Origin of the sequence: Paenibacillus sp. FSL H8-0280, assembly GCF_045040665.1 — a bacterium.
GTDB lineage: Bacteria > Bacillota > Bacilli > Paenibacillales > Paenibacillaceae > Paenibacillus > Paenibacillus xylanexedens_A.
Window position 1 is genome coordinate 1,756,646 of the sequence record NZ_CP150296.1, and the last position, 14,319, is coordinate 1,770,964.

Genomic DNA, 14,319 nt, shown 5'->3' on the forward strand with positions numbered 1-14,319 from the left:
ACCCGTAGATTCAATTTGCAATTACGAGAAAAACTCATCTCAGAAAAACAAAACTAGTTAAGGAAGTGTTACGAAGTGGAACCACATATTCAAGAGCAAAAGACAGACTACCGTCCACTAGGCGTATCGGGCTTAGGTGGTTGGCTGATTCTCGTCCAGATTGGATTATTTCTTACATTGATTTTCCTGGCGCTCCAATTGGTTATGTATTGTTTGCCCATGCTTACAACAGAGACTTGGGAGTTGCTAACTTCGAAGCAATCTGAATATTATCACCCGCTATGGGGACCGGTCGTTATTTTTGAAACGGTATATAACGCACTGTTTTTAGTGTTTAGCATATATACTATCATTACTTTGTATAGTAGAAAATCGATCTTTCCTCGTCTTATGATCATATTTTATAGTGTCAGTCTAGCCGTTAGTATCATTGATTATCTATTGTTGCTTCAGATTCCGATGGCGAGAGAACTTGAGGATGGAAACTCGTTAAGAGATATTGGTAAGTCGGTACTTACTTGTGCCATCTGGATCCCTTATTTTATCAAATCCGAGCGAGTTCATAACACATTTGTAAGATAAGTGGTAAGCAGGAAATGCCCGATCTTGGATAGAAGCTATCTGAGGTCGGGTTTATTTGATAAATACGAAAGTAGTTATAGATGTAAAGTTAACCTGTTCAATGTGAAAAGGAGGAGAGATCTTGAAAATTTATCTGGTAAGGCATGGAATGGACGAGGAAGGGTATCGAGGCGGATGGAGTGAGCGTGGACTTACGGAACAGGGGATCAATCAATCCAAGAGACTGGGAGAGCATCTACATCATCATGCTGAGGAGTACAACATACAGACGATCATTAGCAGTGATCTTCCTCGTGCAGTACAGACATCACGAGAAATTGAGAAGAAACTAAATATGCAGGCTAGCTTAATGAAAGAATGGCGGGAGATGAATAACGGAGATTTAGCAGGCATGCTCCATAAGGATGCTGAAGAACATTACCCAGGAGTTTATTTCAACACCCTTGAAATGGATTCACCTTTTCCGGGAGGAGAAAGTCCAAGGGATTTTTATAACCGGATAAGCATATCTTTCGAGAATCTTCTTAGAGATATAGAGGAACAAACAGTCAAGTCCAATGTTCTGTTAATTACTCACGGCGGAGTGATTAATATTCTGTATTATCTGCTTGAAAATAGGGAGTGGAGCAATAAGTCCAGCTTTTATCCCATGGACAACACCAGTGTACATACCGTTGAAAAGGGAAGTCATGGTTGGAAATTTAGCAGCGCAAATGTGTTAAGTCATCTAGATTAGTTGTTTGATATGTCTAACGAAATGGGTGAACCACGGATGCTCTTGGGTATTTATTTTGAAGAAGACAATGATCTGCTTACATGGGAAGCGGAGAGTAAAGGATAAAAATAAACGGATAGTTAAATAGAAGACGGAGGCGATGACATGAGCGATAAACCAATTGAACTGCTGCAACGTTTAAAATCTTTATCTGGACCATTTCCTACGTGGGATATGGGGCAGTTGCCGGAGCGGCCAGGGAAGCTATTCTTGGATTGGTTGAGAGTGGCGGTTGAGAACGAAGTGAAAGAACCTCATGCCATGACGATCTCGACCGTGGATCACGACGGTCACCCTGATGCACGGGTGTTGATTTTGAAAAACGTAATCGACGAAACGTTTTATTTTGCCTCCAGTTCGGAGAGCCGAAAAGGGCAGCAGTTGAAGGAGAACCCTCATGTGGCTCTCACCTTCTACTGGCCTTCCCTTGGAAGACAGATTCGGATAAGGGGAATTGCCGAAGATTGTGGAGATGAAGCGGGCGCTAATGATTTCCGCAAACGTTCAGCTGGAGCGAGAGCAGTTGCCATGACAGGACATCAGAGTGAGGTTTTGGATAGCGAGGAAGTACTGGATCGTTCCATCGAAGCTCAGAAAGTAAAGATAAGTCGTGATCCCGGTGTCGTTACACCTAATTGGCGTTTATATGCCGTGAATGCACAAGAGGTGGAATTTTGGCAGGGAGATTCGGAGCGCAAGCATGTACGAGTCCGATATTCGATGCAAGATGGGCAGTGGAATACACTCAGGTTGTGGCCTTAATTTTAGAACAGATGAGTCAGGCAATATGAAGCGAGCTACTGTGTGTTTCTTTTTCCTAACAATCTGAGGGAGGATAAATCTATGAAAAGAATTGAAAGTTTCTTCGAACCATTTCCGGTGTTGGAAACCGAACGGACGTTACTCCGACCTCTTACCTCTGATGATCTGGAGGATATGTACAGTTACTGCGTTGTACCTGCTGTATCGGAGTTCACCACCTGGGACGCGCATCAGAGCAAAGAAGACACCAAAGCTTTTTTAGATTTTGTCATGAGTCGGTATGAGACCGATCTAATTGGCCCGTGGGGGATTGAAGATAAACAAACCAAGAGGCTGATTGGTAGTTGTAACTATCTAGGGTGTGATAGCGATAACAGGAGAGTCGAGCTGGGATATGTGTTGTCTGATCAATATTGGAATCGAGGCTACATGACCGAGGTAGTGAAACGAATCATTCAATTTGGTTTTGACGAAGTGGGGCTAGAGCGAATCCAGGCCAGATGTTTGGTGAAAAACACAGGTTCCGCCAAGGTCATGGAGAAGGCAGACATGCAATTCGAAGGTGTGCTGAGGAAGTACATGAGGGTGAAAAATGAGCTTCAGGATCTGAAGATGTATGCTATCGTAAAAGAAGACTTCTATACTCGTATTAAATAAAGAACGTGTTATTGAAAAGTCGTGTGTCATTTATCATGCTGGCGAGCCATGGATTTTCCTATAATCCTGAATTTATCAGTGGTACACAATAAAAGCAGAAGTAAGAAAGAGCTTGAATTGCTGCATCAAAAGGTCAAGGTATCGTATTTTATATTGTCTAATTCAATAATTATATGCCTAGCTTTGGCCCATTCCTGATCGTTGAGGAAATGGGTTTTATTTTTGTTTTCAGCAATCAACGTACATAATGTCATATCGTGAACCTGATGCCTTCCGCTATAATCTTCAAGTTATCCAAATGTGGATTAAATGAAGGAACCAGGAGGTACAACGAATTGATAGCCAAAAACAAATATAAATCACTCGAACTGGAAACCCCCGGCGTATATGAGCTAGAAGGGCTTGAAGTGGGAGTGACATCGAATTGCAATTATAAATGCGACTACTGCTGCGCCTACAATCGGGATGATGGAGCGTGCATCGATAGTCAGGAAGTCATCCGTATTATTAGTGAGCTTCCTCGTCTCAAGCGAGTGAGATTGTCTGGGGGTGAAGTCACTCTGAAATACCAGGATTGCCTGAAGATCGTGAAGTATTGTGCGGCACATGGCATTGATACGCAGTTGAACAGTAATGCCAGTCTGCTGACAGAAGAACGGATTCTCGCATTTCGTGATGCAGGCTTGTCCAACATTCATATCTCGTTCAATTATACGGATGCGGAGGCCTATGCTGCGTACTACCGTGTGCATCCTCGCATGTATGAGAGACTGGAGCAGAATATCCGTTTGTGTACGGAAGCTGGTCTGGAAACGGTATTGGAAACGTTACTGTTTGAAGGTAACCAAGCGAACATGCAGGCCATTAGCGATAAGGTGTATGATCTGGGTGTGCGCATCCATGAGATCCAGAACAGTATTAAAATGCCGCATACCGATTGGAGCCAGATTGTATCCAAAGAGTCCCTTGTTCGATCTGTTACGGAATTAATTAAACATAAAAAGCCAGATACAACGCTCTATTTCACCTGTATGGATCGGTTCGCTGAACAGTTGAATTTGTGCGAACAACCCGGTGTGTATTTTTCTAATTGTGTGGATGGCACGAAACAGCTGCACTTGCACGGTAATGGGGATATCCTCATCTGTGAGTTATGCCATCCTGTTGTGATTGGCAACCTCTATACTGGAACGTCGTTGAAGGATATCTATGCGCAGCAGCCACCGGCGTTAACAGAATTTCTGGAGAAGCGGCCTTGTCCCGCATACGATGCCCTTTTTGCAGACGCATAACAGGAAGACCTGTTGAAGATATGTGATATGAATGTTAAACGAGATATGTACACGATAACAGTGACATTTAGGGTTATATAGACTGAAATCAAGGTGATCTGATTTCCTCAATGGGAAAACGGATCACCTTTTTTTATTGAACTATTCATTTACACAATAACAGCGATTGGAAGGTTGTTCTATCATCGTAGTGTCTGTGTGAATATTCTTTAGTTCAATTGATGTGGTTTCAGATTCATTTAAGCTACCCGGCCTAATATGGCCTTAAGAACTTAGATGAAGAGGTGAGATTCACATGATGAAGATCTATGAGAAACCAACCCGGAAAGACCCACATAAAAGGCCCATCTCTCCAATAAAGCGCAGATGGCTCATCATCACACTTGTCATCGTGCTTGCGGTTGGTGGAATCCTGTACAGTTTGGCTGACCGTTACCTGATCCGGCATGTGCAGGTGGTTGTGGCGGATGAGAACACGGCAACGGCAACAACGAACAACGCGAATGATTCCACCAACACTTCAACCACAGTGACTGAGGTGAATGCAACGTCAGATGATTGGAATTATTCGAGTGATGATATGAAAGTAAATATTGAAAAGGTACAGACGGGTTCTGGCTCGGATCAGATTACGTATTATGTCGCTGATGTTCAGCTAACAGATGCAAGCAGCCTGCGAACCGCGCTGGCGGACAACAGCTTTGGAACGAACATTACCGAAAACACGTCAGAAATTGCCGCAGCCAACAATGCGATTTTTGCCATTAACGGTGATTACTATGGATTCCGTGATGATGGTGTCATTATTCGAAATGGAACACTGTATCGGGACAGCCCTACGCGGGATGCACTTGCCCTGTTCAATGATGGAACGATGAAAACCTACAACGAGAACGAGATTACTTCCTCGGAACTGCTGGCCGAAGGGGCAACCAATACGTTATCCTTTGGACCGATTCTGATTCAAGATGGCGAGATCGTCAGTGATTTTAGCAGTGTGAAAATCGATAACAACTTTGGCAACCGCTCCATCCAGGATGCGAATCCAAGAACTGCGATCGGCATGATTGCTCCGAATCATTATGTCTTCGTGGTGGTGGACGGACGGCAGGACGATAGCCGTGGCATGACCTTGGCAGAACTGGCTGACGTCATGAAAGGCCTCGGAGCAACCGAAGCCTACAATCTGGACGGCGGCGGTTCATCCACGATGTATTTTATGGGCAGAGTCGTAAATAACCCGCTGGGACGCAACCAGGAACGTGGCGTAAGTGACATTTTATATCTGACGGAGGGACAAGGATCATGACGATATTAATTCCATCATATGAACCCGATGTGCGTTTACTAAATCTTGTTCTGCAGTTACAGACATTTAAGCTTGGACCCATTGTGATTGTGGATGATGGCAGCGGCCCTGGTTACCGTGGAATTTTTGAAACGGCAGAAGCCTATGGCTGTACGGTCCTGACACATCCCGTCAATCTGGGTAAGGGCAGGGCGTTGAAGACAGGATTTCAGTATATTAAGGAGTACGGACCTCAGGGCGGTGTGGTATGCGCAGATAGTGACGGACAGCATTTGCCACATGATATTAAGCGTATCTTCGAAGTGCTGCTCGCACAGACGACACCGGGAATTGTACTCGGGAGCCGTCGCTTCAGCGGTAAAATTCCAGCACGCAGCCGTTTTGGCAACACAGTTACACGGGCGGTCTTTTCACTCACGACAGGTACCAAAGTATATGACACGCAGACCGGTCTACGTGGTTTTCCCTACGCCATGCTGGACTGGTTGAACCAGATTCCAGGGGATCGGTTTGAATACGAGATGAACATGCTGTTAACGGCACATAAGGAAGGGTATGAGATTACGGAGGAGTTTATTGATACGGTGTATTTGGATCACAATGAGTCCTCCCATTTCCGCCCGCTGGTTGATTCATTCCGGATCTATATGCCAATCCTGATGTTCAGCACATCTTCAGTGTTGTCTGCTTTAATTGATTTTGGACTATTATTTGTTATTCAGTATTTCACACACAATCTGTTTCTGTCGGTTGTCGCAGCAAGACTATGCAGCTCCATCTTCAACTATACGATTAATCGGAAGTATGTATTTTCCGCTGGACGAACCTCGAAGGTTCGGCAGTCTTTGCCCAAATATTTCTCACTTGTCTTGCTGGTGCTGTTATTAAACTATGGTTTATTGTATTTTTACAATGAAAAACTGATTATCCCACTGCTCGCAGCCAAGCTGTTGACCGAGGTGTCCATCTTTGTATTCAGCTATTGGGCACAGCGCAGATTTGTCTATTAACTCTGAAGATAGAGTAAGCCTATGGCTTGCTCTTTTTTGGTTGAAACGGTTTCATATCTACCCCGATATAGGTTACGATGGAGATCATAACCCGCAAGGATATCATTCGTCCGTGGCTGGACCAATCAAGATTAAAACTGAATGTTAAATTGAAGATAAGTGCGAAGTTCGATTTAAAATATGCTTTAGTTAAACTTATATAAAATAAATGTGGGAGGATGATTATGTATCTTCGAAGTGTGGAACTCATGTCGGCCAAGATTGAGAATCGGGACCAATATCCTTTTGACATCCCCGCGATACGGTCCTTGGAACGTTTGGAGCTCACGAATAACATTACTTTTTTTGTAGGTGAAAATGGTTCAGGGAAATCTACACTGCTGGAAGGCATCGCTCATCAATGTGGATTCAATACCGCAGGGGGCGGCAGGAATAATACCTATGAGACACATGCTTCGGAGTCCTCGCTCGGGAATTATCTCAGGCTGGCATGGTTGCCCAAAATAACGAATGGTTTCTTCATGCGCTCTGAATCGTTCTATCAATTCGCATCACATGTCGATGAGATGCCGGCGTCGCTTCAATACTATGGCGGGCGTTCATTACATGAACAATCACATGGGGAGTCTTTTCTCAGTCTGTTCGTCAATCGCTTCAGTTCCAAAGGCATCTATCTGCTCGATGAGCCCGAAGCCGCTTTATCTCCCGCAAGGCAGCTCTCCTTATTGCGTATCCTTCATGATCTTTCGGGCACTTCACAATTCATTATTGCGACGCACTCACCCATTTTGCTGGGATATCCGGGGGCAGAGATTTTAAGTTTTGACGATAGCCATATTCAAGAGGTAGCCTATGAGGAGACCAATCATTATCAGATTACCCGCAGCTTTCTGGAGAACCGCGACCGGATGCTGAATGAATTATTTAAGGATTAAGTTCTCAGTTTAACAAGGGAAGTTACTCAACCATGGGCGTAAAATTTATTTCTGAGGAGAGATTGGATGAAAGTAGGTTTGCTGATTGTTGATATGCAGGAGAGTATTGTGCGGAAAAAGATGGATCAGACTTCGATAGACCATGCTTGTGAGTATATTAACCATGTGGCTAATGTGCTTCGCTCGAATGATCATACGGTCGTTCACGTGCAGGATGTGGAGGGCATGGAGGAGGCACCACCGGAAGAATATCGTATTATTCCCGAGGTAGATGTGAATGAGAAGGATATCACCGTTACCAAAGAAGCTTCCAATGCTTTCTGGCAGACGAACCTGGAGCAGGTTTTGAAGAGTCATGGAATTGAATTGGTGATTATTTCCGGGTTTGCCGCAGAGGAATGTGTTCTATTCACCTACAACGGAGCGATGGAGCGAGGTTTCCGGCCGGTGATGTTGCAAAATGGAATTCTTAGCACACATCACGAAGCGGTGATTTCAACGTATAGAGATCGCAATGTGATCTCATATCCTGTGGTTGATTATCTGATTCAATAAGTGTTGGCTAAATGCCAGTGGAGGTGATGGTTATGAACGGGCTTAACGTTGCTTTTGTCCTATTGATCTCATTGGCAGGAGTTGTTTTCGGTGTTCAGGGGTTGAAGAAAAAATCTCCAGTCATGATGTATATCAGTGTAATATTTATTTTCGTTCCTATACTTCTTTTCATGGATTGGTTGACGTTCTTACCTTTTATCGCTCCTGCAGCGCTTGCCAGTGGATACTTGGTGAAAAATAAAGATAAGACCAATAATCGGACTCTGTAGAGAGTCTTTTTTTGTACAAATGTTCATGTCCACTGTGAAAGATAAGGTTACTCTATGGTTTAAACCAAACTTTGCCTATATCTGCTCGGGTTGAAACGATATATTGAGAACAGGGCACAGCAAGCTCGCTGTGGAGATCGGTAAAGTCATGTATGGATCACTAACCAACTCATTAACTAAGGGAGATGTGCAATGAAGATGAATGTACAAATTACGAGTATTTTGGCAGAGCAAAAGGAATTGTTTCTCAACCTGTACAACTTGTACTTATATGATCTGTCTGAATTTTCTGGCGAGGATCTACTTGAACAGGGGAAATATGACCCAACGAACACCTATCTATATCTGGAACGTGATGAATTACATCCGTTTTTGATTCAGTATGAAGGGAAGGTTATTGGATTCGTACTGGTGTGCTCACCTCCATATGTGCCGGAAGACGTGGATTATACCGTGCAGGAGCTGTTCCTGGTCAAAAAGTATCGCGGACAGGGACTGGCAGCACAAGCGGTTGACTTGGTTTTTGCTCAATTTGAGGGTACATTCCAAGTGGAACAGCTTGCTAACAATGCAGTGGCAGTTTCGTTCTGGAAAAGATATTATGAGCAACATCAGATTGAATATACCGAGTCTGAGTATAACATTGAGATTGACAACATCGCTGGCAGCCACCGGATTTTGTCCCAGACTTTTGTGCGTGAAAGAGAGAAATAATATTTGAATTAGAAGGTGATTGCTCTGTTCATTATCGTAGCAACCAAGGGGAGTTTGAAGTGGATTTCAGGTGTATTTCAGGCAGAAGATGTAGCTAGACAGTACATGCATCTCATACCTGATGAGCTTAAGGCATACCAGAAATTCATTCAGATAGAAAACCTCACATATCCATTTTATATTATAGAGCGTCAGGATTCTCCATTTAGGTTTCTTGGTAAAGATGAGATGATTTCACTTTTTGATAAAACAGATGTATCAGAGGACGAAGATGCGGTGCACTTCAATATCTACACGGTGGATTCAGATTATAGACCAAAGAAACCTGGAACAGATTATATGGGAATACTGAGGCATGATCATGTGACCAATGAATTTATAGAGATGTATCGTGAAGAAGGAGCAGAGTTTCTGAGTAAACGAAGGATTTTTTGAATGTAAGGAAGATTTTATCACGGTCCTATTTTGCTTCTCCTGATATGGGAGGTAGATAGGACCTTTTTCAATTTCCATTTACCAATACATGGGTTATGATGAATTAAGAGGAGTCTATGGGAGTGACGCGTAAGGGGGGGGGAGTACGTAGGAATGCCAGTGCATCATTTTGTTATCGAAAACAAATCGCAAGTAGACGGAAATATTCATACCTCCTACTCATGGGATTCACAAGGGAGAATACATGGAAGTGGATTAACCACAGAGAATCATGCGACCTTGGAAGACGAATTCATTGCGTACATCTATGATTCCCTTTGTTGGTTGGATACATGGAATCCATCTACCTGCATGAGATGTGGTGGGCTGAACAACTATGGAATAACCGTTATTGAAGAACAGGATGTTTTGTTGAAGTTTCATCAACTCATTCGGGCCTGGATTGATCTGTTTAACCATGCGACTGATCCGATTGTTCTAACAGGGAGTTACTGTGTTGATGGAGAAGAACGGAAGGGCTACTACGAGAAACTCGTGTACAACAAAGTTGAATTAATCAACGAATTAAACAAGCTTGCAAATATGGCAAAGTATGCTGAGGTAAATGGGAAATGTATTGTGCATTTTGGTATATAAATCGATAGAAAAGGTTCCTGATTAAAATCGTAAGCTGTTGAGGAGCAACTCAACAGAGAGGAGCAAGAGTAATGACTAGTCGTATTGTAGTTACGGGTGGAGCTATTATTCGAGATCATATGGGGAGGGTTCTGCTGCAAAAGAGATCAGATTATGGAGATTGGGGGTTACCCGGTGGTGGTATGGAGCCAGGTGAACGAATCGAAGAAACCATGATTAGAGAAGTGAAAGAGGAAACAGGGCTTGAGGTGAGTTCTTATGAATTGGCCTCCATCTACACGGGCGAGAGGATGCACTATACGTATCCGGATGGAAATGAAGTAGTATTTGTAATGTTTTTATTTGACGTTATTGCGGAGTTGGAAGGAAAACTCTGTGATGATCAGGTAACTCTTTTATTTGAAGATGAACAAAAGGAGTCGTTACAGCTTGTTTTTAAAAGTGTGGATGAGATTGATATTTCCACAATTAACAAGGTGCAGAAGTCTATATTTGTAGACTTGAAGCAAGGAGAGTCTAAATTACTACGCAAGTGACAGCGTTAATATAATAGTATTACGTTGAGGACTATGAGAACGGAACATTAGGATTTTATTGTGAGGATATTGAATTGATACATATACAAGAGAGTGAGCACTTAGCTTAGTAGGTCATAGAGCATTAAGTGTAGCATTCTTATAGAAGGGAGTTTTTACATTGCCTTGGCCGATGGTTCATTTTGCAATTGCATCGGAAGTGATATCAGATCCATCCCCTGAATTATTATTGGGAAGCCTTGCTCCAGATTCCATCCATGTTAGAACCAATCTTCGTACCGAAAAGGCAAAAACCCACCTCATGCCAGAGGCAGGAAGATTCGCAACAGACGAAGAGCTTGAAGCCTTTTTTGAGTGCAACAAGAAGTTGGCTTATAGTGATCCCAAATTCATGCAATATCTGTGCGGTTTCATCGCCCACATCTATACAGACCGTGTGTGGACATTCGATATTTATCCTACATATGAAGTTCATCCCAATGGAAGAAGCGTGTATACACAGGATGTCACTAAACTGGAGTTTATGATTCTACGGAATTGGAACGGGGCCCATGAATGGTTAAATGAGCTGAATGTGGGAAGAGCATTTGATTTAGGGGGATTGCTGGAATCTGAGGTGTACCAGTATAGAGGAGAGAAACTTGAGTTTTTAGCTAACCCTGACAACGAACCTTTGGGTGATTTAAATATTTTATCCATGGAAGCTATGGAAGAGTTCATACATAAAACGGCGTTAGCGCTAAAACAATTGTATACAAAATGGAATGTGTATGAAGATTTACGCAGCACTGTGTAAGCAAGGGAGGGATTTACCTGAAGGTATACAGGAAACAAGTACGCAAAATTGTAGTGAATGATACACTTTTCCTTTACGTTGTGGATGAGCAAGCTTACGATATCGTCATTCGGGTTTATTCGAATGCGCTTAAATCTACATTTGTAGAGTTCGATGTTGCTTGGGAAGATACATGGGATATATTTGTCTATGAACCCAAACTGATATCCAACCTTATTCAATATGCTATAAAACAAGGGTGGGACTACCAACAGAAGAATAACAAAATGAAATTTAACAATGCGACCAGCATTGTAAGGATTCTAATGGCAGAGAAACAAACACGATCATAAGGAACTTGAACACAAATTGAAAGCACGTCTACTGCTCCACAACTCACCTAATTTTAAATTAGAAGCTTTATATACTGAAAGACATGATCTCCAGTTAATCTTGCATCATAGAATCACATAGAGGAGGAAGGACATGGACATCGTTATGACGCTTGAACCTCACGGATGGCTGGATATCCTGGTTCAACCTGATCAGGGAGAACAGATTGAGATTCCTGTTTCTTTTTTGTCGGATGCGGTGGATGAGATAGCACGTCAATTCGTTGCATTGCACAAAGGAGCCACGGAGGTAACCATGACTATGCAGACCGAACCTGGAGAATATCGCTTCTGGATCAAGAAACGTTCGCAGGTAATCGTCCAATTCATGGTGTATGAGATGAGTAATAACTTTAGCACGGAAGCCGTTACAGAGGGCCGTTTACTTATGTCCGAGGAGTTAACCTTGGTCAAGTTGACTAAGCTATTTTACAGAGAATTAAGCAAATTGAAGGAAATGGGACTGGAGGAATATCACAAACGGTGGAGTTTTGAGTTTCCCCTGAATGCCTATGAGCAGATAGGAAGGGGCGTCCAGATCCGATGAAATCGATTGTTTTTGACGAGAAGGAGGGGTGACGTGCCGAATATATATAAGGGAAGATACTCAGCTCAGATCGAGGGAGAATTTGTTGTTTTTATTATCGGAATGAGGATCAATCGTTTGTGGGCTATACACAAATGGCTGCCTGTCTTAAAGTCCATGGGCCCGATGATTAAAGAACTGTATATGAATCCGGAGACTGGATTTCTGAGTACAGAGTATTTTATTAGCTGGCGTGGGGTGACGCTACTCCAATACTGGCGCTCTTACGATGAATTGGAGAAATACGCACGGGGCGGACTACACTTGGAAGCTTGGAAAAGATTCAACCGCTCCATCGGTTCAGATGGAACTGTAGGGATCTATCATGAAACATACAAGGCTCAGTCGGGTTCCTTCGAAACCATATACGCCAACATGCCCAAATTTGGATTAGCTAAAGCGTCTGAACATGTGCCTTCGACAGGGAAGATGGAGACATCCAGACGCAGAATGGGCGGAGAGAATGACCCGGCAGTGGAAGCACCAGAGAATCCTTGAAGCGCTGAATAGAGAGGAGAATGTTATGAAGGCTAGAGTGCGAGCAGAAAATGTACATTCAAAGCAGCTTAGCTGGTTGTGTATTAAACCGATGCTTGTTTCTGTACGGGGCAGAGATATGGCGGCCAAAACAGAGATATACCGAAAGTTACATGAAGGGCAACAAGCCTTATTTCTGTTCTATTCCTATCACAATCACACGAAGAGTATGGCAGAATTTTATTGGTTTTCGGCATATAACATCATCGAGATCAAGAGCTGGAATGGAATAAAAAATGGGATGCGTTTTTTTCGTATAGATGAGATGGTGACTGTATTGGATCAGATTGAAAGGCTCATTACGGACAAAAATAAAGTGGGTGAAGATTGGCGTGAGGTGTTGCCAATGGATCTGGAGAAGGACCCGATCTTGTTTCAGAGAACTGAGGCATTATATGCGACCTATCAGACCGTAGCGCAAGCTGCTATTACACATATGAATGAGATGATCCTGCAAAATCAGGAGATGTATCTGGAGGTTGAGTAGGTTAAGGCAGCACTTTGATAAAAAAGAATAGCTCATGCCTTGAATGCTTTGGATGAGTACATAGAAGAACTGCTCCCATGGAGTGGTTCTTTTTAGTATCTATGCAGTACCGATGCAACAAACTTGCAAAATCATGCAACAAAACGCAGTACAGTGGGATTGCCGTAACTATGCTTGTAATATGAGTTGTGAGAGGAGGGGCAAACACATGAAAGTCATTTTTGAAGAGGACACGACAGTTGAAAAAAGGTTAGCCAAGGTCATAACCCATCCTGCGGAGAAGTCGAAGTGGGACCGTATTCAGAAGGCAATCTGTGAATCGGAAACTCAATTAACGGTCATCCATGCCAAGAATAATCGCAATATACAGATCCAGTTGAGCTCGGTGGTTGCCTTTGAATCAGAGGATCGGATGTGCTGTGTCCGGGTGATCTCAGGCGAGAGGTATTTGCTTCATAAACGTCTGAAATTTGTAGAAGAGGATCTGGATGACCTTCATTTTGTAAAAATCAATAATCAAACGATCATCAATACGCGGTACATCACCGCATTCTCTGCAACAGACCAAGCTCGAATTAAGGTAGACCTGAGCGATAGCTCCAGTTACTTCGTCAGCCGATTTTATATTAAAAACTTTAGGGGGAAATTATCATGATTACTCAACTTAGAAATTCTTTTTTTCAAGTATTCACTATAATGACGCTATGGATCACGCTCTTGGCTACAATATTCTTTGGTGATCTGCCCATTCAGATGTCCTATTTATGGAACATAGCGGGTATTGCTTTTATTGCAGCTTTGTTGTTTGGAATGATGTATAACATACTGTGGAACTATTTTACGTTAAAACCGATATGGAATATCGTCATTTCTTCCACATTCAATATTGCAGGAGGTATGGCGATGGTATGGTTATTCTCGGTAGACATGTTCCAATTCATCGCTCCCTGGTTCCCCGGCATGTGGTTATTATCTATCGTGCTGCACGTCATCGCTTTTTATTTTTATGCTAGAATAGATAGCAGGAAAAAAGCGGAAGAGTTAAATAACATTCTCAAGTAGGTAGGGAGTACAC

The 14,319-nt window shown here is 42.9% G+C and carries 20 protein-coding genes; all 20 read left to right on the top strand.

Annotated elements, in window-relative coordinates; translation table 11 throughout:
- Positions 1-75: 75 nt before the first annotated feature.
- The 20 genes from MHI12_RS07875 (at position 76) to MHI12_RS07970 (ending at position 14,306) form a co-directional block, all read left to right on the top strand.
- Positions 76-582, top strand: coding sequence for a DUF2569 domain-containing protein (locus MHI12_RS07875; RefSeq protein ID WP_341006437.1), 507 nt, complete (start codon positions 76-78; stop codon positions 580-582).
- A gap of 121 nt (positions 583-703) precedes the next feature.
- Positions 704-1,318 carry a histidine phosphatase family protein gene (locus MHI12_RS07880; RefSeq protein WP_405172056.1) on the top strand — a complete coding sequence of 205 codons (615 nt, stop codon included), beginning with the start codon at positions 704-706 and terminating at the stop codon, positions 1,316-1,318.
- 144 nt (positions 1,319-1,462) lie between these two features.
- Complete coding sequence (locus tag MHI12_RS07885; RefSeq protein WP_405172057.1) at positions 1,463-2,119, top strand: pyridoxal 5'-phosphate synthase; 657 nt, start codon at positions 1,463-1,465, stop codon at positions 2,117-2,119.
- A gap of 81 nt (positions 2,120-2,200) precedes the next feature.
- Entirely contained in the window at positions 2,201-2,776 is a 576-nt protein-coding gene (locus tag MHI12_RS07890; RefSeq protein ID WP_405172058.1) for a GNAT family N-acetyltransferase, read from the top strand.
- 335 nt (positions 2,777-3,111) lie between these two features.
- The gene (locus tag MHI12_RS07895) at positions 3,112-4,068 is read left to right on the top strand and encodes a radical SAM protein (protein ID WP_405172059.1); all 957 of its coding nucleotides are present in this window, start codon (positions 3,112-3,114) and stop codon (positions 4,066-4,068) included.
- A gap of 295 nt (positions 4,069-4,363) precedes the next feature.
- Positions 4,364-5,377, top strand: coding sequence for a phosphodiester glycosidase family protein (locus MHI12_RS07900; RefSeq protein ID WP_405172060.1), 1,014 nt, complete (start codon positions 4,364-4,366; stop codon positions 5,375-5,377).
- The gene (locus MHI12_RS07905; protein WP_341006444.1) at positions 5,374-6,387 is read left to right on the top strand and encodes a bifunctional glycosyltransferase family 2/GtrA family protein; all 1,014 of its coding nucleotides are present in this window, start codon (positions 5,374-5,376) and stop codon (positions 6,385-6,387) included. The genes MHI12_RS07900 and MHI12_RS07905 overlap by 4 nt, the downstream gene beginning before the upstream one ends.
- 224 nt (positions 6,388-6,611) lie before the next feature.
- Entirely contained in the window at positions 6,612-7,322 is a 711-nt protein-coding gene (locus MHI12_RS07910; protein ID WP_405172061.1) for an AAA family ATPase, read from the top strand.
- 66 nt (positions 7,323-7,388) lie between these two features.
- Positions 7,389-7,877: an isochorismatase family cysteine hydrolase gene (locus MHI12_RS07915; protein ID WP_341006447.1), complete on the top strand. Its 489-nt coding sequence runs from the start codon at positions 7,389-7,391 to the stop codon at positions 7,875-7,877.
- A gap of 32 nt (positions 7,878-7,909) precedes the next feature.
- Positions 7,910-8,146 (top strand): hypothetical protein, encoded by a 237-nt coding sequence (locus MHI12_RS07920; protein ID WP_405172062.1) that lies wholly within the window; start codon positions 7,910-7,912, stop codon positions 8,144-8,146.
- A gap of 192 nt (positions 8,147-8,338) precedes the next feature.
- A complete protein-coding gene (locus tag MHI12_RS07925) occupies positions 8,339-8,860 on the top strand; it encodes a GNAT family N-acetyltransferase (protein ID WP_256332313.1) in 522 nt (173 codons plus the stop codon).
- 54 nt (positions 8,861-8,914) lie between these two features.
- A complete protein-coding gene (locus MHI12_RS07930; protein ID WP_405172063.1) occupies positions 8,915-9,295 on the top strand; it encodes a hypothetical protein in 381 nt (126 codons plus the stop codon).
- A gap of 153 nt (positions 9,296-9,448) precedes the next feature.
- A complete protein-coding gene (locus MHI12_RS07935) occupies positions 9,449-9,931 on the top strand; it encodes a hypothetical protein (protein ID WP_405172064.1) in 483 nt (160 codons plus the stop codon).
- Between the two features lie 71 nt (positions 9,932-10,002).
- Complete coding sequence (locus MHI12_RS07940) at positions 10,003-10,467, top strand: NUDIX domain-containing protein (protein ID WP_405172065.1); 465 nt, start codon at positions 10,003-10,005, stop codon at positions 10,465-10,467.
- Positions 10,468-10,627: 160 nt separating this feature from the next.
- Entirely contained in the window at positions 10,628-11,263 is a 636-nt protein-coding gene (locus MHI12_RS07945; protein WP_405172066.1) for a hypothetical protein, read from the top strand.
- Positions 11,264-11,728: 465 nt separating this feature from the next.
- Positions 11,729-12,181 (top strand): hypothetical protein, encoded by a 453-nt coding sequence (locus MHI12_RS07950; protein WP_405172067.1) that lies wholly within the window; start codon positions 11,729-11,731, stop codon positions 12,179-12,181.
- A gap of 33 nt (positions 12,182-12,214) precedes the next feature.
- Positions 12,215-12,718 (top strand): DUF4188 domain-containing protein, encoded by a 504-nt coding sequence (locus MHI12_RS07955; protein ID WP_405172068.1) that lies wholly within the window; start codon positions 12,215-12,217, stop codon positions 12,716-12,718.
- Positions 12,719-12,743: 25 nt separating this feature from the next.
- Positions 12,744-13,244, top strand: coding sequence for a hypothetical protein (locus MHI12_RS07960; protein WP_405172069.1), 501 nt, complete (start codon positions 12,744-12,746; stop codon positions 13,242-13,244).
- Positions 13,245-13,452: 208 nt separating this feature from the next.
- Positions 13,453-13,899, top strand: coding sequence for a LytTR family DNA-binding domain-containing protein (locus tag MHI12_RS07965; RefSeq protein ID WP_047842163.1), 447 nt, complete (start codon positions 13,453-13,455; stop codon positions 13,897-13,899).
- The gene (locus tag MHI12_RS07970; protein WP_405172070.1) at positions 13,896-14,306 is read left to right on the top strand and encodes a hypothetical protein; all 411 of its coding nucleotides are present in this window, start codon (positions 13,896-13,898) and stop codon (positions 14,304-14,306) included. The genes MHI12_RS07965 and MHI12_RS07970 overlap by 4 nt, the downstream gene beginning before the upstream one ends.
- The last annotated feature ends 13 nt before the right edge of the window (positions 14,307-14,319 follow it).